The following is a 24,573-nucleotide window of genomic DNA, read 5'->3' as shown; positions in this document are numbered from 1 at the left end:
TCCCCTCACTTGATCCCGGTGAAGCCGATGGAGCCGACGATGCGCCGCGCGAAGAGTCCGAAGAGGACGAGCATCGGGAGTGCCGCGATGAGCGTCGCCGCCATCAGGCCCGACCAGTCGGTGCCGGTCTGGGGGGTCTGCGCCCGGAAGACGGCCAGCGCCACGGTGAGAACGCGCGAACTGTCGCTGTACGACACCATCAGCGGCCAGAAGTAGTCGTTCCAGGAGGTGATGTACGTCAGGACGGCCAGGGTGAGAACCGGCGTGGACGCCATCGGCAACAGCACCTGGAAGAAGATCCGGACCTTCCCGGCGCCGTCGAGCAGGGCCGCCTCCTCGACCTCGCGAGGCACGTTCATGAAGAACTGCCGCAGGAAGAAGACGGCGAACGGCGTCATGAACATCGTCGGCAGGGCGATCCCCAACAGGGTGTCCACCAGGTCGAGTTGTTTGATCAGTACGAAGTTCGGCAGCAGCGTGAAGATCGCCGGCACCATCAGTCCGGCCAGGAACAGCCCGAACACCTTGTCCCGGCCGGGCCACCTCAGTCGGGCGAAGGCATACGCGGCCATCGAGGAGAAGAAGATCTGGGAGACGGTGATCAGCGTCGAAACGATCAACGAGTTGAGCAGATAGCGCCAGAACGCGAGGCCCCCGCCCGAACCGCCCTGCGCGATCGCCTCCTTGGTGGACTGCAGGCCCAGAGCCCGTGCGAAGCCGCCGCCGGTGAGGTCCACGGGCAGGGGATTGCCGGGGTCGGCGGTCAGCGCCGCGTTGGAGGAGAGCGCGGTGCGCAGGATCCAGTAGAACGGCAGCAGGGTGATCAGCACGATCGCGGCCATGACCGTCCAGGCCGCGGCCCGCCCGAGCGACGGCCTGCGCCGGATCGGTCGTACACGTGTCGTCGTTGTCACGGCAGACATGGCGACTCCTCCCGCTCAGCCGAGGTCGGTGTGGCCGGCCCGGGTGAGCCGGTACTGGACGAAGGTGATCGCGCTGAGCACGACCAGCAGGGCGACGGACATCGCCGAGGCGTAGCCGAACTGGAAGCGGCCGAAGGCCGAGCCGTAGATGTAGTACTGGAGCACGTTGGTCGCGTTCGCCGGACCGCCCGCGGTGGTCACCGCGACCGCGTCGAACACCTGGAAGGAACCGATCACCGTCATGATCAGAACCACCGCGAGCACCGGCCGCAGCAGCGGCATGGTGATCCGCCAGAACATCCGCCACTCGCTCGTTCCGTCGACCTTGGCCGCCTCGTACATGTCGTTCGGGATGGCCTGCAGACCCGCGAAGAGGAGCAACGCGGTGTAGCCGACGTGTCGCCACACATTGATCAGGGCGATCGTGGGGATCGCCCAGGTCTCGTCCGCCAGGAACGGGATGCGGTCGAGGCCGAGGCCCTGGAGGATCTCGTTGCCGATGCCGAGCTGGGTGTCGAGCATCCAGAGCCAGACGATGCCCGCGACCACGCCCGACATCAGATACGGCGTCAGCACGATTGCGCGCAGCACCGCCGACTGGGTGAGCCGCTGGAGCAGCACGGCGATGGCCAGGGCCGAGACCGTCTGCACACCGATGTTGATGAACACGTACTCGACGGTGACCTTCAACGAGTCCCAGAAGATCGGATCGTTGACCATGCGTATGTAGTTGTCGAGGCCCACCCATCGCGCGGGTGTGAGCAGATTGAAGCGGGTGAAGCTCAGATAGATGCCCCGCAGTGTCGGCCAGAGCAGGAACACCAGAAAGCCCAGCATGGCCGGGGCGATGAACACGGCCGCGAGTGGGCCGTCGCCCTGGCCCTCACGTGCTCGGGCCCTGCGGCTCTGTGGCTCGGTCTGTGCTCCCTCGGCGCTGCGCAGCGGCAGACGCGTTGGAGGGCTGGAGGCGACGGTCATCGGGAGACTCCCTCGGCTGCGGCTCATCCTCGGGCCACTTACTTTTGATGCGAAACAATCCCGGCGTCAAGAGGCGTGCAGAGAACTTCTCAACGACCGATCTGTGGCATAGGGTGACTTTATTACTTCCAATGCAAAAGAAAATCTTGTGGGAGTCTGACGCTCATGACCACACTTGCTGCCAGCTGGCTGCCGCTGAGTCCGGGCGAACGCGCGGTGGCGATCGAGGTGCTCGTCCACGGTCCGCTGTCGCGCAGCGATATCGCACGCCGGCTGAACCTCTCGGCGGGCAGCCTCACCCGGTTGACCAAGCCGCTGATCGAGACGGGCCTGCTCGTCGAGGCGGCCGAGGACCCCGGGCACCCCGAGGTGCGTCAGGGGCGGCCCTCGCAGCCCCTCGACATCGTCGCCGAGTCCCGTTCCTTCGCCGGATTCAAGATCACCGAGGACATGGTCTACGGCGTCGTCACGACCCTCAGGAGCGACATCGTGGCGCGGCACGACCGCCCCCTCGCCACGCACGAACCGAACCACGTGGCCGACTTGCTGCGGGAGATGACGCAGGAGTTCACGCGCGACTTCCCCGCCCTGGCCGGAATCGGTATCGGCGTGGGCGGCCGTGTCGAGAAGCGGGCCGTCGTCGCCGAGTCGGCCTTCCTCGACTGGCGTGAAGTCCCGCTCGCCCAACTCGTTGAGCAGCGCACCGGGTTGCCCGCGGTCCTGGAGAACGACGTGGCCGCCCTGGTCGAGGCCGAGACCTGGTTCGGCGCCGGTCGCGGTCTCGACCGCTTCGCGGTCCTCACCATCGGCGCCGGACTCGGCTATGGCCTCGTCCTCGGCGGCAGCCGGGTCGTCTCCACCGAGGACGGCCGCGGCGTCGGCCGCCGCTGGATGGTGAACCCCAACGGCCCGCTCACCCCCGAGGGCGAGCGCGGCAGCGCCGTCTCCCTGCTCACCATTCCCAGCATCCGCTACCAGGTCAGTGCCGCCACCGGCGACGACATGCCGTACGAGGAGATCCTCGCCCTCGCCGCCGAGGGCCACCCGATGGCCTCCCGCGTCGTCGACGACGCTGCCCGGGCGCTCGGCACCCTCGTCGCACAGATCGCCAACTTCGCCATGCCCCAGAAGATCCTGCTCGCCGGCGAGGGGGTCGGCCTCGTCGACGTGGCGGCCTCGCTCGTCGAGGAGACCATCCGTGCGAACCGTCACCCCCTGGCGGATCCGGTCAACTTGGAGACGAAGGTGTCGGACTTCCATGACTGGGCGCGCGGCGCCGCGGTGTTGGCGATCCAGGTACTGGTGCTGGGGGCCGCGGACGTGTAAGTGATGAGCTTCACGGTCCGTAATGTCGTCCCACGTACCTTTACTCACATCGTCTTCACATCAAGACCCGTATGCTTCACATCATGTCCACCACTCCTGAAGCCGACTCCGAGCGCTCCGCCGCCGAGGTCAACGAGGAGATCCGGGCCCTCTGGTTCCGGGCCGGCGGGACGCTGAGCATGGAGGAGCGGCGGGAGTACCAGCGGCTCGTCCTGGAGTGGGCGGCCGCCTCTCCGCAGTCGCCCACGCAGGCGGCATGACCGCCCGGCACTCCGCTCCGACTCCCTCGAGAGCCGTGTCCTCCTAGCCCCAACTCTGCGAATACTGCCGTCGATAGGCCTTGCGGTCCTGTTCGGTACGGATATAGCGCGTCGCCACCAGTGCGATCAGACTTCCCGCGACGACCAGCAGTCCCGGGCCGACGTTCCTCGGGTTCGTGAGCCGGGAGACGAGCGTCTCGGCGTTCCCGGTCGTCCCCACCGGCTCCACAGCGCCCGGCGCGGCGGAGCCGGGCGCGACCGCTGCGCCCTGCGAGGCCGACACCGACGGCGCGGGGGAGCCCTGAGCCGGGGAACTGGCGGAGGCCTGCGGCTGTCCCGCGAGCTGCACACCCAGTGCCGTCAGCGCCTTGGTGACGGGCTGGAAGAACGTCGTACCGCCGGAGGTACAGTCCCCGTTGCCTCCCGAGGTCACACCGAGCGCGATGCCCTCGGAGAACATCGGGCCGCCGCTGTCGCCGGGTTCGGCGCACACGGTGGTCTCGATGAGGCCGGTGACCGTGCCCTCCGGGTAGTTGACCGTCGCGTTGAGCGCGGTCACCTTCCCGTCGTGCAGCCCACTGGTGCTCCCGCTGCGGAAGACCCGCTGACCGACGGTCGGATCGGCGGCGCCCGTGATCCGTACGCCGTTTCCGCCGCCGATGGCCACGACATTCGCCCCTGCCGTGGTCTGCCCACCCTTGTCATACTGCACGAGGGAGAAGTCGCTGCCGGGGAACGCCGTGGTGATGGTCCGGCCCACCTGCTGCGAACCCTGGTTGTCTGCGAACCAGACGGACCCGGCAGGCCCGCAGTGCCCTGCCGTGAGGATGAACTCGCTTCGGCCGTTGGTCACATTGAAGCCCGCCGAACAGCGCCCACCCGTCGAGAAGATCGGCTGCGCGCCGTTCAGCCGGGTGGTGAACGCGCCCTGGGTGCGCTGCATGCGCACGAAGTCGCCGATGCCGTCGGCCAGCTTCGTCATGCGTGACCAGTCGGAGGTGGAGACCGTGCTGTCGCCCTGCACCACCACCTCGTTCTTCGTGTAGTCCACGGCCCAGGCGGTGCCCGCCACCCGGGGTGCCGAACTCAGACTCGCCGTCGCCGACTTGAGATCCCGCATGCTGTGCCGCACGACCTTGGCGCGGGCACCGGCCTCCTTCACCTCGGTGGCCGCGGCCGTGTCGGTCACGGCGACGACCGGGCGGCCGTCGGAGGCGATCCAGCTGCCGGCGGTGCGCGAGGTGCCGAGGCGTGAGACCAGTTCGGAGCCCGTGTCGGCGGCGGCCTGTGCCGAACTGCCGTTGGCACGCGACGTGTCGGACGGTTCGCTCGCCATCGCGTGCGTCACCATCAGCCCTCCGTAGAGCAGTCCGCCGACGGCCGCGAGGCGCGCCCCTCGTCGGACGATCCGTCGTCGTGCGTGCCTCATCCATGGGCTCCCGAAGCCGAACGGCGCGGCGTCACCACCGCCGAGGACCCCGGTCCAGAGCCCTTCCCCTCATACGTGCGTCCGGGCCCGCGCGTTCACCGCCGGGTAACTTGACCGACCGCCCTGCCATGATGGGTGCATGCGCGTGCTGATTCCGGTCCCGGACCGTGATTTCGACGTCACCGAAGTAGCCGTCCCCTGGCGGATTTTGTCGCAGGCGGGGCACGAGGTCGTCTTCGCGACCGAGCAGGCCGGCACACGGCCAAAGGCCGACCCGAGGCTGCTGACGGGCGTGCTCTTCGGGCAGCTCGGCGCCGAGGCGGAACCCCAGCGGTTCTACCAGGAGCTCACCGACGCGCCCGAGTTCCACGCCACCGTTTCCTGGGCGGACGTGGACGTGGCGGAGTTCGACGGGCTGATCCTGCCCGGCGGACACGCGCCCGGCATGCGGCAGTACCTCGGATCGCCGGAGTTGCAGCAACAGATCGCGCGCTTCTGGGCCCTTCAGCGGCCCGTCGGCGCGATCTGCCACGGCGTCCTCGTCCTCGCCCGGGCCCAGGAGACCGCGACGGGCCGCAGCGTGCTGGCCGGCCGGCGTACCACCTGCCTGCCCAAGTACATGGAACGCACCGCCTACTTCACCACCGCCTGGCGCCTCGGCCGCTACTACCGCACCTATCCCGCCTACGTGGAGGACGAGGTCAGGGCGGCCCTCGCCGACCCGGACACGCAGTTCGAGCGAGGCCCGCGCACCCTCACACAGCGCGGCACCGCCACCGACGACACGCACGCCTTCGTCGTCCAGGACGGCCACTACCTCTCGGCCCGCTGGCCGGGAGACGCCTACCTCTTCGGCCGCCGCTACCTCGCCCTGCTGCGGAGCGCCGCCGAGCGCTAGGGACAGGCCCTGGGCGCTGGACGAGCTCGGGGCGCTGGGGCGCGAACGTCAGGCGCGGGTGCGGGCGGCCACCTCCTCGGGCGTCAGATAGACATGGGTGTGCTCGAACTCCCCCAGGGTGCCCTTCCGGTCGGCGAGGAAGCCGGTGCGGACGAAGTCGTTGCCCGCGACCGCGTTGAGGAACCAGTTGGCGCCTGTACGGAAGCGGGCCGTGCCGGTGCGCAGCGCGTACAGGTGATATCCCCGGGCCACGACCTGAGCGGGCACGCCCTTGAGACCGATGCCGAGGGGCTTGGACACCGCGTCGTGGCCGCCGAGGTCGACGACGAGACCGAGGTCCTTGTGCCTGTACGGCGTCGTGGGCTGCCCGTTCAGCAGCGCTACCAGGGTCTTGGCCGCGTGCCGGCCCTGCCGGGCGGCGTGCTGGGCGGTAGGCGCGCAGTACGAGCCGTCGCCCTTGGCCAGGTCGGGCACCGCGGCCGCGTCCCCCAGCGCGAACACCCCGTCCAGGCCCGGCACCCTGAAGTCGGGTTCGGTGACGATCCGGCCGCGCACGGTCTCCGCGCCCAACGAGTCGACGAGCGGACTCGCCGCGACGCCGGCCGTCCATACCAACGTCCGCGAGGGCAGCACGCGGCCGTCGGTGAGGGTGACCTTGTCCTCGGTGACGGAGGCGACACTCGTCTTGAGGGAGATATGCACCCCGCGCTCGCTCAGCATGCGCAGCGCGCTCGCCCCCAGCTTGTCGCCGAGCTCGGGCAGCAACTTGGGGGCGACGTCGATCAGATGCCACTTGATGAGGCCGGGGTCGATCCGAGGGTGGTAGCGCTTCGCCGCCGCGGTGGTCAGACGCTGCAGACAGGCCGCGGTCTCGGTGCCCGCGTAACCGCCGCCGACCACCACGAACTGCAGCCGCGCCGCCCGCTCGTCCTCGTCCAACGTGGCTGCTGCCAGGTCGAGTTGGGCGATCACGTGGTCGCGCAGATACACGGCCTGGGCGAGCGTCTTCATGCCGCGCGCCTCGTCCAGCAGACCGGGGATGTCGAAGGTGCGGGTCACGCTGCCCGGGGTGAGGAGCAAGTAGTCGTACGACACGTCGGCGAGTTCCCCGGTGATCTTGCGAACCACGCAGACCTTGGCACCCGGATCCACGCCGATCACCCCACCGGGCACCAACTCGGTGCGACGCAGGATCCGGCGCAGCGAGGGCGCGACGGACTGCGGGGTGACCACACCGGCGGCGACATGCGGCAGCAGCGGCAGATAGAGCTGGTAGTCGGCCGGGCTGACCAGAGTGATCCGGGCGTCGGTGGGAGCGAGCGTCCGCTCCAGCCCCCGCGCGGCCTCGACCCCGGCGAAACCGCCGCCGACGATGACGATGTTCGGTGCGTCCATCCGAGCAGCCTCTCTCCTTGAGCCGACACCGCGGCCCGCCGACCACAGCCCAGGCTCACACGGGACGCCCGCGCCTGCCACCCCACAAAGGGGCGTGGGGTCGCCGCCGCGAGATTTTCTACCGAGTAGTAACTTCCCCTTCCCCATTCGTACATCACTGGGCGTGATCATGTCTTGCGCGGCAAGTGTCGAGGCACGCTCGCCGCTCCGACGCGAGAAGGGGACGGGCATGACAGGACGCGGTGTGGGGCGCAGGATAGGCGCGGTCTCGGCGGTCGTGGCACTGGGCATCGGGGGGACGGTCACCGCGGCCGGGTCCGCCGCCGCGGCCCCGGCCCAGGCGGCGGCGAGCACGACGGCGGCACAGGACGTCGACTACGCCACCTGGCAGCGTGATGTCCGGGCCGTCATCGACCAGGCGCTGCCCTACGTCGAACAGCGCACCGCGCACGCCGACGGACAGAAGCTCGCCCTCGTCTTCGACATCGACAACACCACGTTGGAGACGGACTTCCACCCCTGGTACGAACTCCCCACCCCGGCCGTCAAGGCCTCCCTGGAGCTCGCCCAGTACGCGCACGCCCGGGGTGTCGACATCTTCTTCGTCACCGCACGCCCCGGCATCATCGCCAGCGAGACCAAGTGGAACCTGAAGACCGTCGGCTACCCGGTCTCGGGCCTCTACGTGCGTGATCTGCCGGACCTCTTCGACGAGGTCAGCGCCTACAAGACCAGCAAGCGCGCGCAGATCGAATCCCTGGGCTACACGATCATCGCGAACGTCGGCAACAACACCTCCGACCTGGTCGGAGGCCACGCCGAGCGCACCTTCAAGCTGCCCGACTACGACGGCCAGCTGTCCTGAAGCGGGCGGCCGGGTGCCTGGGGCTCCCGGACCCGGCCGCTTACACTTCCGTCATGGACGAGGTCTCGCTGGACACGCTCGGTTCGGGCAAGTACCTGCTGATCACCACCTACCGCAAGACCGGTACAGCGGTCGCGACTCCGGTGTGGGTGGTGCGCGACCAAGACGCGCTCGGTGCCTGGACCGCCGCGGACACCGGGAAGGTGAAGCGGATCCGCAACCGGGCGGACGTCCTGGTCGGCCCCTGCGACATGCGGGGCAGGCCGACCGGCGAGCAGATCCCCGCCACGGCCGAGATCGTCGACGAGGCCGTGACCGCTCGCTACCGGCAACTCATCGCCCGGAAGTACGGTCTCATGGGCCGCCTCACCCTCTTCGGCAGTCGCCTGCGGCGCGGCGTGCGCGGCACGGTGGGGATCCGTATCACCTTGACCCACTGACGCGCCGCGCACCGTTCCTAGGCGTAGAACGGCCCCGGAGCGCTCCAGGTCGTCGTACCGAAGACGTTCGCGTCATTAATGCTGATGTTGACGTTGGTGCGCCCCTTTCTTCCCCCTCGGCGGCTTCAGCCAGCTCCAGTCCGACACGCTGGGCGACGTCACCGCCCGCCTGGACGCCTCGCCCCAGCAGGTCGCCCTCGCCTGGCTGCTCCAGCGCTCCAGCAGCATCGCGCTGATCCGCGGCACCTCCTCCGTCGCCCACCCGCGCGAGAACGTCGCGGCGGCGGATCTCGTGCTACCCGCGGAGGCGGTCGCCGAGCTCGACGCCATCGGAGACAAGGGCAAGGGGTGACATCCTGATTTCGCGGGACCGGGTCTTCGTCGAGCAGTCGCCGGTGGGGACAACCAACGGTAGCGGCACGGGGGCGAGTTGGCCGTGCGCCTGCCTCGCACGGCACGTGCCCCGGCTCTTCCGCGGCAGGAGCACCGTCGGCAACCCGTCCTGGCCCAGTTCTTTCCGCCGCCGGTGCACATCCACCGAGGTGCCGGCCGGCGGGAACCGCGGCGCTGCCCTCACACAGGCAGGGGCGGCCGGCCGATGTGGGGGAGGGTGCAGGCCGGACCGCGCTTGATCGTCTCCAGGAGGTCGGCCGGCAGTTCTCCCGTACGGGGGCGGGAGTTGAGGGCGACATGACGCCCCGGCGCTGAGCCGCCGCCTCCCGCGAAGGTCGTCCGCTCCTCAACCAAGCCCAGGCCATGACTTCACATGTGTCGGTCAGGGTGCGGACAAATCTTCCATCAAGCGTCTCCCGGTCAAGTCAAAGGGTCTACCCGCATAGAAGGCGCGCTGCTGTCATGTACACGACCGCCCGGAATTCTGCCGGGCACTGCATCGGGAGACCCCCACGATGTCCCGCGTATCCCGTCCCCTCATCACCAGTCTGTCCGCGCTGGCCCTCGCCGCCGCCGGGCTCACCGTCACCTCCGGTACGGCGCACGCCGCCGCCTGCAGTCAGGACTACCTTCCCCTGCCCGACTCCAGCTGCCAGCCCGGTGACCTGAATCCGGATGTCACTGAGGACACCATCGACTCCACGATCTGCGTCTCCGGCTGGACCGCGACCGTGCGGCCCTCCAGCTCCTACACCACGGCCTTGAAGAAGAAGCAGATCGTCGAGTACGGCTACGCCGACACCTCCACCTCCGATTACGAGGAAGACCACTTCGTTCCGCTCGAACTCGGCGGTGCCCCCAAGAGTGAGCTCAACCTCTGGCCCGAGCCCGAGTACGGCACGAAGACCGCCGCCAACAAGGACACGGTCGAGAACAAGCTCAAGAAGGCCGTCTGCGCCGGCACCGTCACGCTCACCGACGCCCAGGACGCGATCATCACCGACTGGACGACCGCTCTCTCCAGCCTCGGCCTCAGCTGACGTTCCGCGCGTGGCGGCGCGTGGGGGCAACTGCCCCCGGGCGCCCGGGCGGGCCCGATCCACTGTGTGGGTCGGGCCCGGCTCTTTGTGGTCATCGACTGTGCGCGGTAAGGGAGTTGGCCGGATGTGGTCTGTGTGAAGCGTTGACTAGAAAGCGCTTGCCCCCTACGTTTCCCGTTCAGCAGCGTGACTCGCGTGTGACATCTCATGTACGAGACATCAGATCTCCGAGCCGCACCACCTGGGCAAGTAGTCGCAGCAGGGCCTATGAACCCCCGTACGACGGGTCGCCGCGCGCCGCACGTTGTTCAGTATCAAGTCCAACGTTCGAGTACATGTCCACCGGACGCTCCCGAAGGGACACACCCGCATGCGTACTCGCCCCCCACAACGGCACACCCGGCAACTGGCCCTGACGGCGGCAGCTACAGCCGCCCTGGCCGTCGCCACCGCGCTCGTCCTGCCGCAGTCCGCGGGAGCCGCCGAGTCCTCCCCGGTCGGCTTCGGCGCCGGGACCACCGGTGGTGGCAGCGCGACTGCCGTCACCGTCAGCACGCTCGACGCCTTCAAGTCGGCCGTCACCGGTGACGCGGCCAAGGTCATCAAGGTCAACGGCCTGATCTCGCTGAGCGGTCAGGTCGACATCGGCTCCAACACCACGGTCCTGGGCGTCGGTTCGTCCTCCGGATTCACCGGCGGCGGACTGCGCCTGAAGAAGGTGACCAATGTCGTCGTCCGCAACCTGAACATCAGCAAGCCGGTCGCGCCGGCCGACGGCATCACCGTCCAGGCGTCGACGAAGGTGTGGATCGACCACAACTCGTTCTCGGCGGACCGCGACCACGACAAGGACTACTACGACGGTCTGCTGGACATCAATCACGGCTCCGACTACGTCACCGTGTCCTGGAACACCTTCAAGGACCACTACAAGGGCTCGCTCGTCGGGCACAGCGACAACAACGCGAGCGAGGACACCGGGCATCTGCGGGTGACGTACCACCACAACTCCTTCAGCAACGTCTACTCACGCATCCCCAGCCTGCGCTTCGGTACCGGCCACTTCTACGACAACTACGTCGTCGGGGCCGAGACGGCCGTCCACTCGCGCATGGGTGCGCAGATGCTCGTCGAGAACAACGTCTTCCGCTCCACGAAGGTCGCCGTCACCACGAACCGGGACAGCGACGTGGACGGTTACGCCAACCTGCGCGGCAACGATCTGGGCGGGGCCGCCACCGAGGTCTCGCAGGTCGGCACGTTCACCACCCCGCCCTACGGCTACACCGCCGAGCCGGCCTCGACGGTCGTCGCCTCGGTGACGTCCGGCGCCGGCGCCGGGAAGCTCTGACCACTCCCCACCTGGAAGAAGGCATCGGGACATGACTTCACCAGTACGTCCGCGCGCCCGTCGGCGCGCGCTCACCGGCACACTGACCGCACTCGGCCTGTCGGCAGTCATGATCATGGCAGATGGCGCCCTGTCTCCGGCGAGTGCCGCCACCTGGCCCACCGCGAACGGCAGTCAGGCGGTCTACTCCACCATCTCGGTCTCCGGCACCAAGGACTACGGGATGAAGCGTCTCTACGGCAACGGCGACCTGGGCAGCGGCAGCCAGGACGAGGACCAGGGGCCGATCCTGGAGCTGGCCGCGGGCACCGTTCTGAAGAACGTCATCATCGGTTCTCCCGCCGCGGACGGCATCCACTGTCTGGGCAGCTGCACGCTGCAGAACGTCTGGTGGGAGGACGTCGGTGAGGACGCGGCGACGTTCCTGGGCTCCTCGTCGTCCAACGTGTACACCGTCTCCGGCGGTGGCGCGAAGGAAGCCAGCGACAAGGTGTTCCAGTTCAACGGCGCCGGAACGCTGAACGTCTCGAACTTCGCGGTGCAGAACTTCGGCACCTTCGTCCGGTCGTGCGGCAACTGCAGGACGCAGTACAAGCGGACGATCAACCTCAACACCATCGAGGCGACCTACAAGGGAAGCCGGATCGTCGGCATCAACACCAACTACGGCGACAGTGCGACGCTGAAGGCCATCAAGATCGTTGGGGACACCAGCAAGAAGATCATCCCCTGCCAGAAGTACATCGGGAACAACACAGGTGCGGAGCCGACCAAGAACGGCACCGGCCCCGATGCCACCTCCTGCAAGTACGCGACCTCCGACGTCACCTACAGCTGACGGTTCTTCCCCGGCGGCTGAACGAACCGGCCCCCACGCCGGTTCGTTCAGCCGCATGCCGGTTTCGGACGGGGCCCTCACCGGACCTCCCTCGCCGGTGCCGCCCAGTCCTCGTCCGTGAGCAGGTGCCCGTTCCCGGGCCGTCAACTCCTGTACTCCGAGCGGCACTTCACCGGCCTCGGCACGCGGGCGAGGTCGATCCCCAGCGCCGCGAGTGCCTGCCGGCCAGGGGGTGCACCCCGGGGAGGAAGCGGATGCGAGGCGTTCCCTGGGGCCGGAGTCCTCGCGGCCCTTCCGCCGGTGGAGGGCGGCTTCCCGATTCTCAGGTGGAGGCCTTCTCGTCGAAGCTGGCGAAGTAGGCGGCGGCCATGTCCTCGTCGGCGTGCCCCTGGGCGGCGGCACGCTCCAGCCGCTCAGCGCTCGCGGCGGCCACGTCGAGGCGCACGCCGTGCCGTTCGCCGGCCTCGACGATCAGGCGAGCGTCCTTGGCGGCCGTGGCCACCGAGAACTGGGCCGGCGACAACTGCTGGTTCAGTACGAGCTCCGCCTTGGCGTGCAGATACGGCATGTCGAGCGGGCCGCCCGCGATCGCGTCGAAGAAGCTCTGCGGGTCCACGCCGAGCGCGTGCGCCAGGGCAAGGACCTCGCCGCCGGCGTTGGTGGACGCGACGACCCAGCTGTTGGCCACCAGCTTCAGCCGTGTCGCGCTGCCCGCCGCGCCGTCCTCGCCGGTCCACACCGTACGGGCGCCGACGGTGTCGAGGACCGGAACCACGGCAGGCCGGTGCTCACTGGGGCCGGCCGCCAGGACGAGCAGCTGCCCGGCCTCGGCGGGCTGGCGGGTGCCCAGGACCGGGGCGTCGAAGAAGACCAGATCGTGCTGCCGGGCGAAGGCGGCCAGTTCGCCGATGGCGTCGATGCCCGCGGTGGTGGACTGCACCCAGGCCATGCCGGGGCGCAGGGCATCGGAGGCCTGGTTCATGACATCCAGGGTGGCGGGACCGTCGTAGAGCATGGTCAGGACGACGTCGGCGCCCTGGACCGCCTCGGCGGGGGAGTCGGCGATGTGGGCGCCGTCGGCTGCCAAAGGTTCGGCCTTGGCACGGCTCCGGTTCCAGGCCCGGACGGTGTGCCCGGCCCTGGCGAGATTGCGGGCCATCGCTGCGCCCATGATCCCGGTGCCCAGGACGCTCACGGTGAGTTCGTCGGTCATGATGTCAACTTCCTGCGGTGCTCGCTGCCATCGGCCAGGGGCACCGGACGGCGCCAGGCATCACGAAAAGGATCGTCGCCGGGTGCTGCCTTCGGTGCTCCTGGCTGCATCGTTGCCGCTCTCGCCTGGGGCCGCCATTTGGCGACGCCTCGACGGTGGGTCTGTTCGGCGGCGCCCTCGACGGTGGGTCTGTTCAGCCGTAGGAAGCCCAATGGAGGTGTCCGATGTGTGCCATCGGCCTGCCGATGCGAGGGCCGGGCTACTCCCTGGGGATCTGCTGCTCGAACCAGACGACCTTGCCCGTGCTCAGCCTCGTCGCTCCCCAGCGCTGCGCGAGTTGATCGACCAGGAACAGACCGCGGCCGCCTTCGTCGCCCGGTGCGGCCCGCCGCATCCGGGGCACCTGGGGCGAGTCGTCGGTCACCTCGCAGCGGAGCACGTCGGTGCGGAGCAGACGCAACGAGATGGGCCGTGAGGCGAACCGCACCGCGTTCGTCACGACCTCGCTGACCATGAGTTCCGTGGTGTCGAGCAACGACTCCAGGCCCCAGCGCCGTAGTGTCCTGCGGGTCAGGCGGCGTGCCCGTCCCGCGGTCTGGGGGTGGGGGTCCAGGAACCAGTATCCGACGCTGTCCGTGGGGAAGCCCCCGAACCGCGCGGTGAGCAGGGCGACGTCGTCGTCTCGGTCTCCCGGGCCCATGGTGTCCAGTACCTGGTCGCAGAGCAGTTCCAGCGAAGGGGCGGGGCGTGGGTGCTGGGTGGTCTGGAGGTGGGCGCGCAGGGCCTCGACGCCTGTTCCCACGTCCGTGTCACGGGACTCGACGAGCCCGTCGGTGTACAGCAGAAGCGTCGCTCCGGTGGGCGCGGGCATCTCGACGGATTCGAAAACGACGCCGCCGACGCCGATCGGAGCGCCGGGCGGGACGCGCAGTACCTCCGCGTGGCCGTCCACATGCAGAAGGATCGCGGGTGGGTGGCCGGCGCTGGCCATGAGCAGCCGGTGCGAAATCGGGTCGTAGATCGTGTACAGGCAGGTTGCGATGTGGTCGCTGCCAAGGCGCTGCGCCTGCTCGTCGAGGTGGTGCAGAACCTCGTCCGGAGGCAGGTCGAGTCCGGCGAGGGTTTGCACCGTGGTGCGCAGCTGGCCCATGATCGCGGCGGAGGTCATGGAATGGCCCATGACGTCGCCGACGACCAGCGCGATGCGGTTGCCGGACAGCGGGATCGCGTCGTACCAGTCGCCACCGACCTGGGCGGTCTTCGAGGCGGGAAGGTAACGGCTGGCCAGCCGGACGCCGGTCGGCTCGGGAAGCGACGACGGGAGCATGGTGTGCTGCAACGTGTCCGCCACGGACGCCTCGTGCCCGTACATCACCGCCTTCTGGACGCCGATGGCGGTGTGCGTCGCGAGCTGTGAGGCGACGAGCAGGTCGTCGCCGGTGAAGGCGTGTCGGTCGGGCCGACGCAGGAGTACGACGGTGCCCATGGCGTGGTGACGGCCGTGCAGCGGGGCGATGATGAGCCTGCGCCCCGGCGGCAGCGTCCCTGGTCCACTTGCCACGGGCGCGAGCAACTCGGCCACCGCGAGGGTGACCTCCGGTGTGTCGCCGAACGCCGGACGACCGGCGAGCAGCAGCTTGGCGAGTCGGCCATCTGGGGCCGGATGCACGCGCTCGGCTACCTCCGAGCGCAGGGGAAGTCTCTTCAGCACAGGCGTCCGAGACCGTTCTGCGTGCGGAGTCTCCGCTGCGTTGTCGATACTGTGCAGTTGCAGAACGACGGGTGCGGTCGGCTCTTCGTCCCCGATGGGCAACGGATCGTGCAGATGGATGATGATCGCGTCCGCGAACGCGGGAACAGCTGACCGGCGCAGCTCCCGGAGCGTCTCGTCCAGGCCCATCCCGCGGGCGATCCGCCGAGTCGCCACGTCGAGATAGCGAAGCCGGTCCGTCTGCGGCCCGGTGTCGCCTGCTGCCGCGTTGTGCAGTCCGCGGCGGCTGGGGGCAGCGGAGGGCTGGGGCGTGCGGGTGGCCCGCGAGCCCATCGGCGTGACGGGTGCGGCGGCTCCCGGCCCGCTCAGCGGGCCGCCGGCCCGCTGAGTGCCCTCGGTGGGGCCTTCGTGGGGGTTGTGGTGCTCCGTCACGCCTGTCGTTCCATTCAGTGGTGCCGCAGGTCGGCCGTGCCGGCTCGTGGGTTCTCAGCCACGTCGCCTGCAGCAGAGGAAGAGCTGTTCCTCGGGCGGGACGTCGGCGACCGAGGGGGCGTAGGTGTAGGAGGTCTCCTTCACGATGTCGAAGCCTCCTGTCTCGAGGACGTGGCGGAGGTCCTCCTGAAGATAACCGGAGACCCGGATCGTGTTCCCGAGGAACGGGATCGCGAAATCGTCCACATCCGCTTCCACCATCGAGAGGGCGAACAGGCCGCCGGGCACCAACAGATGGTGGATCGTTCGCAGTGCGAGGGGGATCTCTCCGCGCGGCAGCATCAGCAGAGAGAAGAAGGCCGTGACGGCGTCGAAGCGACCCAGGTCGTGCGGGCCGCCCGTGCGCAGGTCGGCGAGGTCCAGCTGATGGAACGTCGCACGCGGGACGTACTTCCGGGCGAGTTTCACCATCCCGCCGGACAGGTCGACGCCCACGACCTCGAAGCCGGCGTCCGACAGTTGACGCGCGGTCGGCACGCCGGTGCCGCAGCCGAGGTCCAGCACGCGGGATCCTGCCCGGAGGGATTCGATGAGCCATTCGCCCGCGGAGAGCTGGCCCTCCTTGTGCGGGAAGGCTTCGTCGTAGCGGTCCCCGATGGCGTCGAAGGCCTCGGCCTGACCGGTGCGGTCGAGCCCTATGGTCCCGTAATCCGTCCCATTGTTACTGTCGGTCACGAAAGTTACCTTTCGTTGCACATAGTGGATTGTCCCATAAGCGGGTGAAGAGTGGTTTCGGCTGAATGTGGATACCTCCACCGCGCTGTTCCGGAGAGGCCGTGAGCACCAGGAAAGTAGCGGGTCGGCGTCTCGCCCGCCACGGCGGGTCCGTCGAGGCGGTCGTCAGGTCGTCGAAGTCCCGGCCGTGACCGCGCGGCCGGGTCCCGCTGAGCGTCGGGTGAACGGGTTTCTCGCCTACGGCCAGTGGGCCGGGAGAAGAACGTCTGGCGAACCTCGGACCGGGTCTGCTCCGGCCAGGCGCGACGGGACAGGACCACGGACGATCTGGATGCAACCCGTATCACTATGCGAAGACAGTCGCGGAGCGGGCGGCTTGGGAGGCGGAATCGGCCCAGGGCCGTTGGCGCATGATCGCCATCAACCCGGGCCTGGTGCTGGGCCCTTCACTGACACCCGCCTCCGACTCCGGGAGTCTGTTTCTCCTCGACGAACTGTTCAAGGGGTATTTCTTCTACGGTGCGCCCGACTTCAGTTTCACGGTCGCGGACGTCAGAGACGTCGCGAGCGCGCACATCGCGGCGGCGGAGATGGTGTCCTTCCTGGACATGTCGAGAGCCGTCCTGGAGAGATTCCCCCGAAATGCCCGGCTGCCCCGACACGGTCTCCCGCATTGGCCGGTAAGGATACTGGGACCGGCGTTCGGACTCACGCAGGACTACATCCGCAAGCACCTCGGGATCAGATTCAGGGTGGACAACCGGAGAAGCGTCGAGGAGCTGGGCGTCACCTACCGGCCGATCGGAGAGACGCTCATCGATCACTACACGGCCTGGCGCCGGAACAGGGAGACGCCGCCCCAGCCCGGAACTGCCCCGGAACCCACGACGGCCCGTTGACCGCGCTGCTGTCACGGCAGACAGCCGGCCCCACTCAGCGGGTGTCATCGCCGCTCCACGCGTGGAGCTTGTCCGGGTTGAGCACGAGCCACAGGTTGGTGATCAGGCCCTCGTGCACGTCCATGGCGAGGACCGCGATGGTCGTGCCGGTCAGGCGGACCGTCATGCCGGGGGTGCCGTTGACGTCTTCCTCCACGAGTTCCACGTCGGGCTCCTTGCGCATGAGGCCGAGGATGAGTCGGGTCACCTTGTCCTGGCCGACGACCGGGCGCAGGGCAGCCCGCACCTTGCCGCCTCCGTCGCTGCGCGACTCGACGTCCGGATCCAGCAGGGCGACCAGCGCGTCGAGATCGCCGGTCTCACACGCCTCGCGGAACGCGGAGACGACCTGCCGGTGCTCGTGTGCCGTGCTGCTGCCCGACCGCTGCCGGGCGAGGCGTCGGCGGGCGGAGGAGGCGAGTTGGCGGCAGGCCGCGGGGGTGCGGCCCACTGTCTCGGCGATCTCGGTGAACGGCATGCCGAAGACGTCGTGGAGGACGAAGGCGACGCGCTCCGCGGGAGTGATCGACTCCAGGACCACGAGCATCCCCATGCTGACTGACTCGTCGAGGGTGATCCGATCGGCTGGATCGTCCCCGCCTTCCCGACCCGCGCTCGTCCACGTCGGGCCGTCCCGGACGGGCTCGGGCAGCCATTCACCGGTGTAGCGCTCACGCCGGACCCGCGCCGAGGCGAGATGGTCGAGGCAGATCCGCGAGGCGACCCGGGTCAGCCATGCCATCGGCACCTCGATCTCCTGCTGTGCCTCCTCGGGCAGCGCGTACCAGCGGGCGTACGTTTCCTGCACGACATCCTCGGCGTCCTGCACCGAACCGAGCATGCGGTAGCCGAGGTTGAGCAGTTTGCGGCGCTCGGCCATGAGGGAGCCGAGGGTGGGGCCCTCGGCGGGTCCGGGTGGTGTGGGCACGGCCTGCTCATCCTCCCTGTGTGACGTTCTCGGCCAGCCATTCGTCGAAGGTCTGGCTGCCCCGGGAGCCCGGTCCGGTCGGGAGCTGGCCCTCGCCCGTCATGGCGGCGCCCGTGGCGCCGGGGAGTTTCACCGGCAGCAGCAACCGGTGTTGGTGCCGGGCCCGCAGCAGGCGCCGCGCCATGTCGACGAGCTGCTCGACGCGCGGTCCCGCGAGGTCCGGTGCCATGGCCTGGGGCGGCGCGAGGACGAGTCGCACAAGGTGCTGGGCCACTTCGCGGGCGGCGACCGGCTGGGTCCGCATCCGTGGCACGATCGCGAGCGGGCCCGGTACCCGGTCGAGGATCTGCTGCGCGAACTCGTGGAACTGCGTGGCCCGCAGCACCGTCCACGGTGTCGGCCCACCCTTCAGCACTTCCTCCTGGCGCAGCTTTCCCTGGTAGTAGCCCATGCCGACGCGGTCGATGCCGACGATCGACAGGGCCGCGTGGTGACTGACTCCGACTCGTGCGCCGGCGTCGAGGAGGTGTCGGCTGACGCCTTCGAAGAATGCGATCGACTTCTTGGCGCTGGTCGTCGTCAGGTTGCTGACGTCGACGACCGCCTGCACGCCCGCCATCGCCGCGTCGAGTCCCGCGCCCGTGACGAGGTCCACGCCCCGTGAGCGCGCCAGCACCACCGGCTCCTGCCCCGCCGCGGCCAGTTCCTCGACCACATACCGCCCGACCAGTCCGGTCCCGCCTGCCACCGCTACGCGCATTGCCGAGCCTCGTTCCGCCCTCGTGTTCGTGTTGTACGTCATCGTGTGTCGTCCCGCCGCCCGGAGAGCATCGGTACCAGCAGAACGGCCGACAGCAACACCAGCGCGGACAGAGTGACGACATTGAGCACCTGGTCGCGCGTCCCGTACATCTCGAGGTGCTGCATGTGGTAGCTGAAGTGCAGCACGTTGAAGACCAGCCACACCGCACCCGTGGTCTGCACGATCCGCTTGTTCCGCACTTGGCGTAGCGCGATGATCGTGAGGGCGGACAGCGCCAGGAACATCGCCCCGGCGTCCTTGGCGAGGTGTTCGTTGTACGGGCCCAGCTGAGGCAGCCAGCTCAGTCCGAAGCCGGGGAAGTTCTCGTGCCACCCCTTCGGAGAGAAGTAGGCCCAGGCGCCTGCGTACAGCCCGGTCAGGGCCAAGAAGCCGAGACTGGCGTACCGGAGTTTCGTGTTCATACCCCTGATGACGAGACGGGGCCCGCGGATGTGAGGTGGGCCGTCATCCGGACGACATTCCGGCAGCCGGCACCGTGACGACCGAGGGCAGCGAGTCCCCGATGCTCAGGGCCGCAAGGTAGCCGGAGAGGGCCGCTGCCGTGTCGGTGAGGGGGAAGCGGGCGCCGAGCTGTCCGTCCGGGCGCACGACGAAGCCGGTTGGACCGCCGGGGCGGTAGAGGCGGGCGAACTCCCCGGCGGCGTCGCGGTATCCGGGGACGGCCGGCGTGTCGGGGACGGCCGGTGTGTCGGGGGTACTCGGTGCCGCTTCGCGGGCGAGGACGGCGAGCGTCTGCAGGCCGGCCCTGAGGGCGGGTCCGTCCGAGGGGCCCGGGCTGCCGTCGGGCATGCGCGGCACCCCGGCAGCCTCAGCTGCCGCGTCGGCCTCGGCCAAGTCTGCGGCGTCGCTCGCGTACAAGATCAGCACGTGCCCGGCGCGGCCGCGCAGGATGTCGAGCAGGCGCAGCGGGTAGGTGGCGACGGGGGCGGTCAGGCCGGCGCAGTCGGGGGCCCGGTCGCCCGGCTGGGGCGCGTCCGCGGGCCCGTACGGGCTACCGGAGAGCGGGCCTCCCCGGTACTCGACCAGCAGTTGGGCCTCGCGGAGCAGCATGGTCCGCAGGTCGTCGGGATCGGTCTCCATACCCTGGGTGGCATGGCGGACGGTGCGGCCGACGACCTCTTCGCCGACCGGACGGCGCTCGGCGTCGTAACTGGTGAGCAGGGCGGGGCCGGCCTCCCCGCGGACGGCCAGGGCGAGTTTCCAGGCCAGGTTGCAGGCGTCCTGGATACCGGTGTTCATGCCCTGGGCGCCGGTGGGCGGGTGGATGTGGGCGGCGTCGCCCGCGACGAAGACCCGGCCGTCGCCGTAGCGGTCGACGATCCGGTGGCTGATGCGGAAGACGGAGGACCAGCGCATCCGGGAGAGGGTGGCCGGCCTGGGGGCCAGGCGGTCGACGACGGCCTGGATGTGTGGCAGTTCGGGGGTGCGTCCGCCCTCCATGCCGTGCGCGACGCCGTCGCTCCGTGCGGGTGTGCCGTCCGTCGTCAGGGTGGAGAGTTCGGGCGGGACCAGCATCGACATGCGGTAGCGGCCCACCCCGGGCAGCGGGATGCAGACCAGCAGGTCGTCGGTGGAGCCGTCGTCGGCGCGGTGGCTGGAGCGCACGCCGTATCCGTGCGGCATGTCCCAGTCGGCCTCGACATCGGCCAGCATGTACTCCTCGGGGAATGCTCCACCCTCGTAGGTGAGCCCCAGTCCCTTGCGGACGACGCTGTGCGCACCGTCGCAACCGATCAGGTAGCGGGCGCGGACCTCTTCGTCGGCACCCGAGGCGGTGCTCAGCCGCACGGTGACCCCGTCCGCGTCCTGGGTGAACGACACCAGCTCGGTCTCGCGCTCGATGGCGGTGCCCAGAGCGGCCACGTACTCCTCCAAGAGACGCTCGGTCTCGTACTGCGGCAGCGCGGCGAATCCGTAGGGCACCTCGGGCGGCAGCGCGAGGTCGATCCGCGCCTGCTCCCGGCCGTTGACGTAGATCAGCTGGCCGTGCATCGGAACAGCAGCCTCCAGGACGGTGCGGGCGAGGCCCATCCGGTCCCAGATCTCCAGAGTGCGGGGCTGGATGCCGACCGCCTTGGCGTACGGAAGACGGGCCGGCAGCCGGTCCACGAGCCGGCAGTGCACCCCGTGGCGGCGGAGTTCGGCGGCCGCGCTCAGTCCGACCGGGCCGGCGCCCGCGATCAGCACGTCGGTGGTGTGGGTGTGCGCCACGGGTGTCTCCCAGTGCCTGGCCCCCGGACGGGTCCCGTACTCCATGGTCGCCCGGCGGGGCGCCGGCAGCGAGCCGGGCGTCTACGCCCCGATGATGTGGCAGCCCCCGTCCGCAGCCGGCTCGCCGAGTTCCCCGCCATGGCACCTACGACGCGGCGGCGGACCGACCTGCCGCCGTCACCAACTCCCGTAGGGGCCGTCGATGAGTTGGAACACGGGCTGCTGACGCACCGGGTCTTGGGCGGTGGCGAGTTGAACGCGGTCACCGCTGTGGATGGCGGCGGGCGGGCCCATGACCCTGCCCCGGACGGTGAACCCCTCGGTCATCTCGATGAGGGAGACGTTGCGCGCCGCCGGAGTGTTGCGGTGGATCACGGTGGAATGGCGCACGACGCCGGTCCCCGCGCTCGCTTCCGTGCGCAGTTCGCTGCCCGCGCAGACGGGACAGAGGAGGCGCTGGTACATCGCGGTGCCGCACCAGTGGCACCGCTGGAAGAGAAGGATGTCCGCCTTGTGCTCCGTGGGGGCCGCGGTGAGCTCGTCCGGGGCCGCTGAGAGCCCCGGATGAAGGGCGATTCCTGGGTGGTACACGATGTCATCTCCCTGCGCTCGGCCGGAGTCTGAAGGTGCCCGGATCACCGTGCACGACGACAGAGTATGGCACTGAGTGCCACTCGTAAAGGCACTCGGTACCCTCAATCCGGTGGGAGTGGGGATGTGATCAGTCCCGCCCGAGCGTGGATTCGATCTCCTGGACTACGCGCCACATCGGCGTGCCGCGCCGGGAGATGACAACGACCACGTCCTCCGGCTCCGCGTCCGGGGCGTCGAGGGGCGGGCTCCCGAAGGTGTCCCGCACATACCCGAGGGCGTGGTCCACCGCGGCGGTCGCGTCCCCCTGCCCGTCCGAGCGCAGCCAGGAGCGCAAGGCGTTGTTGTGCGCGGCGACCACGGCCGCGGCGATGACGTCGGCCTGCAGCGTGCCGCCGCGCCGGCCGGCGAAGCGCCCGCGCAGATACTCGGCGAGGGCACGCTCGTAACGCCAGACGACCGACAACTCGTACGCGCGCAGGCCGGGGACCTTCCTGGTGAGGCGATAGCGCTGGACGGAGAACGTCGGGTTCTCGGCGTACATGCGCAGGACGAGCCGGGCTGCGTCGCAGACCCGCTGCACCGGGTCGTGCGCGTCGGCGCCGTCGCTCAGGAACGCCGTCATGTCGGCCAGGCAGCGCTCGTGGTCCGGGAAGACCACGTCCTCCTTGGAGGGGAAGTAGCGGAAGAACGACCGGCGGCCGACCCCGGCGAGCGTCACGATGTCGTCGACCGTGGTCTGCTCGTAGCCGCGCTCCAGGAACAGCTGGAACGCGGCCGCGACCAGGGCGTCCCGCATGGGCGGTTTCACGGTCGTCGCGTCGGCGGGCTCGCGGCGCCGGGGTCCCTCGTTCATGGACGGGAAACTAGCATCGAAACGGGCAGGATGGCACTCAGTGCACATTGGGGAGGGAACTGAGGTCCTTGCTCAGGCATTGCCCGGGCAATGCCCAGATGTTGCGTAGGTGAGGGGCGCGAAGGGCGGGATCCGAGGGCGGCGAGGTCTGCCTGTGGGACATGCGCACCCTCGGTCCGGGCCGCGGGTGTGGACACGCGCGCACCCTCGGCCGATGCCGTGGTCGATGCCTCCGGATCCTCTGATTCCTCATGTGGCTGAAATGTGATCGCCCGTGAAGTCCTTGTGTATTCAACGAGGTTGACAGCCTCTCCGTGGTGATCGACTATGTGGTCGCACTGTGGCCCATGTGACCAATGAGCCCAGTGTTTCTTCGACCACTTACCCCCGGTGTGGCCCCCGGCTGCTTTGTGCTGCCCGCTGCCGTCGACCGGGTCTCGCATCATCAAGATGGGAACTGCATGTCCATAGCGAGACGTGTCACCCTTCGCTGCCTGCTGGGGACGGGCGCGGCGGCGCTCGCCCTCTCTGCGGTCACGACCACCGCGTCGGCCACCGACAGGCCCGGTGGCGACGGTTGGGACAAGGCCGCCGGCGGCTACGCGCCCGGGCAGGGAGCGGGTACGGCGACCGCGACCGATCGCTGCCAGTTCTCCCTGGACGGGACGAACTTCTACGACTCGGTCCGTGTCGACGACGAGAACCTCAAGCCCACCGACGACGGCAAGGCCCACATCAAGGTCCGAACCGCGAGCGACGCCGACACCTGCACCGCCTCGCTGGCCGCGTACCGCACCCACGGCGCCACCTTCAAGACCTCCGGCGTCCAGGTGTTCCACGACTTCGACACCGTCACGGTCAAGCCGGGCGCCACCGACTCGCTGGACATCTCGGTGCCCGACGCCGGCTGCTTCGCGCAGATCGACCTCTACCGGGGCGCCGTCAAGTTCGACGGCAAGTACGACGCCAACGACGGCTTCGAGCACGGTGATCTGCCCGCGGGCCCGGACCACGCGGTCATCAAGGACAAGCTGATCATGGCGTGGAACGGCGGCAAGAAGGACTGCACGACGCAGCCGACCACTCCGCAGACACCGCCCGCCTCGACGCCTCCCGCGCAGACGCCCGGTACGCCGACCGAGTCGACGCCCCCGACCCCGACGTCGCCCTCGGCGCCCGAGACGTCCGCGACCCCGTCGGCGTCCGAGTCGACCACGCCGCCGGCTCCCTCGCCCAACGGTGGCGAGTCGACCCCGCCCGGCGACCTCGCGGAGACCGGCGGTGGCAACACCCTGCCGATCGCGGCCGGCGCCGTGGCGGTCCTCGCGGCCGGCGCCACGATCACCGTCGCCACTCGGCGTCGGCGCGCTGCGGGCGGCCGCTCCTGACGCTCCGCGTCGTCGTCATCGGCCCTCGATGACCTGCTGACGAGCCCCGGCACTCACCCGTGACTGAGTGCCGGGGCTCTTATGTCACGCAGACCGATGGCGTCCATGGCACCGGGACCGCCGTGACGTCACACGGTGCGCGGAGGGGGTTCCGATCAGTCCCTGGGAACGGTGGTGTGACGTGGTGGTGAGCACTCAACCGTTGCAGCCCGCCGGGGGCGCGTCATCCGGAACCGGCCGTGTCTGGTGGGCCTGGAGGGCGACGCTCACCAGCGTGAGCAGCAGGTCGATGTCCGAGTCGACTTCGAGGTGAATGGTCACCCATCGCGAGCCCGGCACCATGCGAACCGCGGTCGCGCCCTTGAGGTGGTCCTCGAAGCGCCGGATGGCCCGGTCCGTGAGGTGCAGGTCGACGTCGTGGTCCGTATGGAAGTGGACGATCTCGCCCTGGGCCGAGCACAGTGCCCGGCCCGTTCCGCAGCTCGGCCGGACCTCCGCGAGATCCGGCCAGTACGCCAGCCGCGTCATGGCTCTCAAGGCCAACGTCATGCGCCCATCATGACCAGCTCACCGCCCGGCCACCAGGACTTGAGGAAGAAGTAACCGGGTCG

Annotated in this window: 23 protein-coding genes and 2 pseudogenes; 11 read left to right on the top strand and 14 right to left on the bottom strand. The window is 69.3% G+C overall.

Annotated elements, in window-relative coordinates; genetic code table 11:
• Nucleotides 1–5: 5 nt before the first annotated feature.
• Together ACIBK0_RS22150 and ACIBK0_RS22145 are read right to left on the bottom strand one after the other, a co-directional pair.
• Complete coding sequence (locus tag ACIBK0_RS22150) at nucleotides 6–923, bottom strand: carbohydrate ABC transporter permease (protein WP_399082409.1); 918 nt, start codon at nucleotides 921–923, stop codon at nucleotides 6–8.
• 15 nt (nucleotides 924–938) lie between these two features.
• The gene (locus ACIBK0_RS22145; protein ID WP_399082406.1) at nucleotides 939–1,901 is read right to left on the bottom strand and encodes a carbohydrate ABC transporter permease; all 963 of its coding nucleotides are present in this window, start codon (nucleotides 1,899–1,901) and stop codon (nucleotides 939–941) included.
• A gap of 165 nt (nucleotides 1,902–2,066) precedes the next feature.
• On the opposite strand from ACIBK0_RS22145, the gene ACIBK0_RS22140 reads away from it, so the two are divergent.
• Both ACIBK0_RS22140 and ACIBK0_RS22135 read left to right on the top strand, forming a co-directional pair.
• The gene (locus ACIBK0_RS22140) at nucleotides 2,067–3,227 is read left to right on the top strand and encodes an ROK family protein (protein WP_399082403.1); all 1,161 of its coding nucleotides are present in this window, start codon (nucleotides 2,067–2,069) and stop codon (nucleotides 3,225–3,227) included.
• A gap of 71 nt (nucleotides 3,228–3,298) precedes the next feature.
• Nucleotides 3,299–3,487 (top strand): hypothetical protein, encoded by a 189-nt coding sequence (locus ACIBK0_RS22135; RefSeq protein WP_399082400.1) that lies wholly within the window; start codon nucleotides 3,299–3,301, stop codon nucleotides 3,485–3,487.
• Between the two features lie 43 nt (nucleotides 3,488–3,530).
• On the opposite strand, the gene ACIBK0_RS22130 is transcribed toward ACIBK0_RS22135, so the two are convergent.
• Entirely contained in the window at nucleotides 3,531–4,916 is a 1,386-nt protein-coding gene (locus ACIBK0_RS22130; protein ID WP_399082397.1) for a S1 family peptidase, read from the bottom strand.
• Between the two features lie 139 nt (nucleotides 4,917–5,055).
• On the opposite strand from ACIBK0_RS22130, the gene ACIBK0_RS22125 reads away from it, so the two are divergent.
• The gene (locus ACIBK0_RS22125; RefSeq protein WP_399082394.1) at nucleotides 5,056–5,814 is read left to right on the top strand and encodes a type 1 glutamine amidotransferase domain-containing protein; all 759 of its coding nucleotides are present in this window, start codon (nucleotides 5,056–5,058) and stop codon (nucleotides 5,812–5,814) included.
• 48 nt (nucleotides 5,815–5,862) lie between these two features.
• Here ACIBK0_RS22125 and ACIBK0_RS22120 read toward each other — a convergent pair whose 3' ends face one another.
• A complete protein-coding gene (locus ACIBK0_RS22120) occupies nucleotides 5,863–7,209 on the bottom strand; it encodes an NAD(P)/FAD-dependent oxidoreductase (RefSeq protein WP_399082391.1) in 1,347 nt (448 codons plus the stop codon).
• A 229-nt stretch (nucleotides 7,210–7,438) separates the two neighbouring features.
• Between ACIBK0_RS22120 and ACIBK0_RS22115 the strand changes: the two genes are divergently transcribed.
• From ACIBK0_RS22115 to ACIBK0_RS22090, 6 genes and pseudogenes are all read left to right on the top strand, one after another.
• A complete protein-coding gene (locus ACIBK0_RS22115; protein WP_399082388.1) occupies nucleotides 7,439–8,074 on the top strand; it encodes an HAD family acid phosphatase in 636 nt (211 codons plus the stop codon).
• 53 nt (nucleotides 8,075–8,127) lie between these two features.
• Nucleotides 8,128–8,514, top strand: a complete 387-nt coding sequence (locus ACIBK0_RS22110) for a PPOX class F420-dependent oxidoreductase (RefSeq protein WP_399082385.1) — start codon at nucleotides 8,128–8,130, stop codon at nucleotides 8,512–8,514.
• Between the two features lie 103 nt (nucleotides 8,515–8,617).
• Nucleotides 8,618–8,866: pseudogene (locus ACIBK0_RS22105) on the top strand (aldo/keto reductase); the annotation flags it as partial.
• A gap of 556 nt (nucleotides 8,867–9,422) precedes the next feature.
• Complete coding sequence (locus ACIBK0_RS22100; RefSeq protein ID WP_399082382.1) at nucleotides 9,423–9,947, top strand: hypothetical protein; 525 nt, start codon at nucleotides 9,423–9,425, stop codon at nucleotides 9,945–9,947.
• A 370-nt stretch (nucleotides 9,948–10,317) separates the two neighbouring features.
• Nucleotides 10,318–11,298 carry a polysaccharide lyase family 1 protein gene (locus ACIBK0_RS22095; protein WP_399082378.1) on the top strand — a complete coding sequence of 327 codons (981 nt, stop codon included), beginning with the start codon at nucleotides 10,318–10,320 and terminating at the stop codon, nucleotides 11,296–11,298.
• Nucleotides 11,299–11,329: 31 nt separating this feature from the next.
• Nucleotides 11,330–12,136: a pectate lyase gene (locus ACIBK0_RS22090; RefSeq protein ID WP_399082375.1), complete on the top strand. Its 807-nt coding sequence runs from the start codon at nucleotides 11,330–11,332 to the stop codon at nucleotides 12,134–12,136.
• A gap of 322 nt (nucleotides 12,137–12,458) precedes the next feature.
• On the opposite strand, the gene ACIBK0_RS22085 is transcribed toward ACIBK0_RS22090, so the two are convergent.
• The 3 genes from ACIBK0_RS22085 to ACIBK0_RS22075 form a co-directional block, all read right to left on the bottom strand.
• Nucleotides 12,459–13,406, bottom strand: a complete 948-nt coding sequence (locus ACIBK0_RS22085) for an NAD(P)-dependent oxidoreductase (RefSeq protein ID WP_399082627.1) — start codon at nucleotides 13,404–13,406, stop codon at nucleotides 12,459–12,461.
• Between the two features lie 202 nt (nucleotides 13,407–13,608).
• Nucleotides 13,609–15,492, bottom strand: coding sequence for a SpoIIE family protein phosphatase (locus ACIBK0_RS22080; RefSeq protein WP_399082372.1), 1,884 nt, complete (start codon nucleotides 15,490–15,492; stop codon nucleotides 13,609–13,611).
• A 54-nt stretch (nucleotides 15,493–15,546) separates the two neighbouring features.
• Complete coding sequence (locus tag ACIBK0_RS22075) at nucleotides 15,547–16,227, bottom strand: class I SAM-dependent DNA methyltransferase (RefSeq protein WP_399082368.1); 681 nt, start codon at nucleotides 16,225–16,227, stop codon at nucleotides 15,547–15,549.
• Between the two features lie 335 nt (nucleotides 16,228–16,562).
• Here ACIBK0_RS22075 and ACIBK0_RS22070 point away from each other — a divergent pair.
• Nucleotides 16,563–17,126: pseudogene (locus ACIBK0_RS22070) on the top strand (cinnamyl alcohol dehydrogenase); the annotation flags it as partial.
• Between the two features lie 34 nt (nucleotides 17,127–17,160).
• Here ACIBK0_RS22070 and sigJ read toward each other — a convergent pair.
• From sigJ to ACIBK0_RS22040, 6 genes are all read right to left on the bottom strand, one after another.
• Complete coding sequence (sigJ, locus tag ACIBK0_RS22065) at nucleotides 17,161–18,093, bottom strand: RNA polymerase sigma factor SigJ (RefSeq protein WP_399082365.1); 933 nt, start codon at nucleotides 18,091–18,093, stop codon at nucleotides 17,161–17,163.
• Between the two features lie 7 nt (nucleotides 18,094–18,100).
• Nucleotides 18,101–18,853, bottom strand: coding sequence for an SDR family oxidoreductase (locus ACIBK0_RS22060; RefSeq protein ID WP_399082362.1), 753 nt, complete (start codon nucleotides 18,851–18,853; stop codon nucleotides 18,101–18,103).
• 38 nt (nucleotides 18,854–18,891) lie between these two features.
• Nucleotides 18,892–19,317 (bottom strand): hypothetical protein, encoded by a 426-nt coding sequence (locus tag ACIBK0_RS22055; protein ID WP_399082359.1) that lies wholly within the window; start codon nucleotides 19,315–19,317, stop codon nucleotides 18,892–18,894.
• A gap of 43 nt (nucleotides 19,318–19,360) precedes the next feature.
• A complete protein-coding gene (locus ACIBK0_RS22050) occupies nucleotides 19,361–21,127 on the bottom strand; it encodes an FAD-dependent monooxygenase (RefSeq protein WP_399082356.1) in 1,767 nt (588 codons plus the stop codon).
• A 177-nt stretch (nucleotides 21,128–21,304) separates the two neighbouring features.
• On the bottom strand, nucleotides 21,305–21,631 hold the full coding sequence (locus tag ACIBK0_RS22045) for a Zn-ribbon domain-containing OB-fold protein (RefSeq protein ID WP_399082624.1): 327 nt from the start codon (nucleotides 21,629–21,631) through the stop codon (nucleotides 21,305–21,307).
• A 217-nt stretch (nucleotides 21,632–21,848) separates the two neighbouring features.
• Nucleotides 21,849–22,517, bottom strand: coding sequence for a TetR family transcriptional regulator (locus tag ACIBK0_RS22040; RefSeq protein ID WP_399082621.1), 669 nt, complete (start codon nucleotides 22,515–22,517; stop codon nucleotides 21,849–21,851).
• A gap of 518 nt (nucleotides 22,518–23,035) precedes the next feature.
• Between ACIBK0_RS22040 and ACIBK0_RS22035 the strand changes: the two genes are divergently transcribed.
• Complete coding sequence (locus ACIBK0_RS22035; protein WP_399082353.1) at nucleotides 23,036–23,962, top strand: hypothetical protein; 927 nt, start codon at nucleotides 23,036–23,038, stop codon at nucleotides 23,960–23,962.
• A gap of 195 nt (nucleotides 23,963–24,157) precedes the next feature.
• Here the strand turns inward: ACIBK0_RS22035 and ACIBK0_RS22030 are convergent, their stop codons facing one another.
• Nucleotides 24,158–24,511: a luciferase family protein gene (locus tag ACIBK0_RS22030; RefSeq protein WP_399082350.1), complete on the bottom strand. Its 354-nt coding sequence runs from the start codon at nucleotides 24,509–24,511 to the stop codon at nucleotides 24,158–24,160.
• Between the last annotated feature and the right edge of the window lie 62 nt (nucleotides 24,512–24,573).

This window comes from Streptomyces sp. NPDC050564, from assembly GCF_044457265.1.
Taxonomy (GTDB): Bacteria; Actinomycetota; Actinomycetes; order Streptomycetales; family Streptomycetaceae; genus Streptomyces.
Note: the sequence above shows the minus strand (reverse complement) of the source record. Positions and strands in the feature narration are given on the sequence as shown.

Excerpts from the sequence above, each read along its gene's own strand:
- ACIBK0_RS22120 (WP_399082391.1), bottom strand. The coding sequence starts at position 7,209 with ATGGACGCACCGAACATCGTCATCGTCGGCGGCGGTTTCGCCGGGGTC.
- ACIBK0_RS22035 (WP_399082353.1), top strand. The coding sequence starts at position 23,036 with ATGTCCATAGCGAGACGTGTCACCCTTCGCTGCCTGCTGGGGACGGGC.
- ACIBK0_RS22130 (WP_399082397.1), bottom strand. The coding sequence starts at position 4,916 with ATGAGGCACGCACGACGACGGATCGTCCGACGAGGGGCGCGCCTCGCG.
- ACIBK0_RS22055 (WP_399082359.1), bottom strand. The coding sequence starts at position 19,317 with ATGAACACGAAACTCCGGTACGCCAGTCTCGGCTTCTTGGCCCTGACC.
- ACIBK0_RS22115 (WP_399082388.1), top strand. The coding sequence starts at position 7,439 with ATGACAGGACGCGGTGTGGGGCGCAGGATAGGCGCGGTCTCGGCGGTC.
- ACIBK0_RS22100 (WP_399082382.1), top strand. The coding sequence starts at position 9,423 with ATGTCCCGCGTATCCCGTCCCCTCATCACCAGTCTGTCCGCGCTGGCC.
- ACIBK0_RS22150 (WP_399082409.1), bottom strand. The coding sequence starts at position 923 with ATGTCTGCCGTGACAACGACGACACGTGTACGACCGATCCGGCGCAGG.
- ACIBK0_RS22060 (WP_399082362.1), bottom strand. The coding sequence starts at position 18,853 with ATGCGCGTAGCGGTGGCAGGCGGGACCGGACTGGTCGGGCGGTATGTG.
- ACIBK0_RS22135 (WP_399082400.1), top strand. The coding sequence starts at position 3,299 with ATGCTTCACATCATGTCCACCACTCCTGAAGCCGACTCCGAGCGCTCC.
- ACIBK0_RS22140 (WP_399082403.1), top strand. The coding sequence starts at position 2,067 with ATGACCACACTTGCTGCCAGCTGGCTGCCGCTGAGTCCGGGCGAACGC.
- ACIBK0_RS22040 (WP_399082621.1), bottom strand. The coding sequence starts at position 22,517 with ATGCGGGACGCCCTGGTCGCGGCCGCGTTCCAGCTGTTCCTGGAGCGC.
- ACIBK0_RS22095 (WP_399082378.1), top strand. The coding sequence starts at position 10,318 with ATGCGTACTCGCCCCCCACAACGGCACACCCGGCAACTGGCCCTGACG.
- ACIBK0_RS22110 (WP_399082385.1), top strand. The coding sequence starts at position 8,128 with ATGGACGAGGTCTCGCTGGACACGCTCGGTTCGGGCAAGTACCTGCTG.
- ACIBK0_RS22030 (WP_399082350.1), bottom strand. The coding sequence starts at position 24,511 with ATGACGTTGGCCTTGAGAGCCATGACGCGGCTGGCGTACTGGCCGGAT.
- ACIBK0_RS22145 (WP_399082406.1), bottom strand. The coding sequence starts at position 1,901 with ATGACCGTCGCCTCCAGCCCTCCAACGCGTCTGCCGCTGCGCAGCGCC.
- ACIBK0_RS22090 (WP_399082375.1), top strand. The coding sequence starts at position 11,330 with ATGACTTCACCAGTACGTCCGCGCGCCCGTCGGCGCGCGCTCACCGGC.
- ACIBK0_RS22125 (WP_399082394.1), top strand. The coding sequence starts at position 5,056 with ATGCGCGTGCTGATTCCGGTCCCGGACCGTGATTTCGACGTCACCGAA.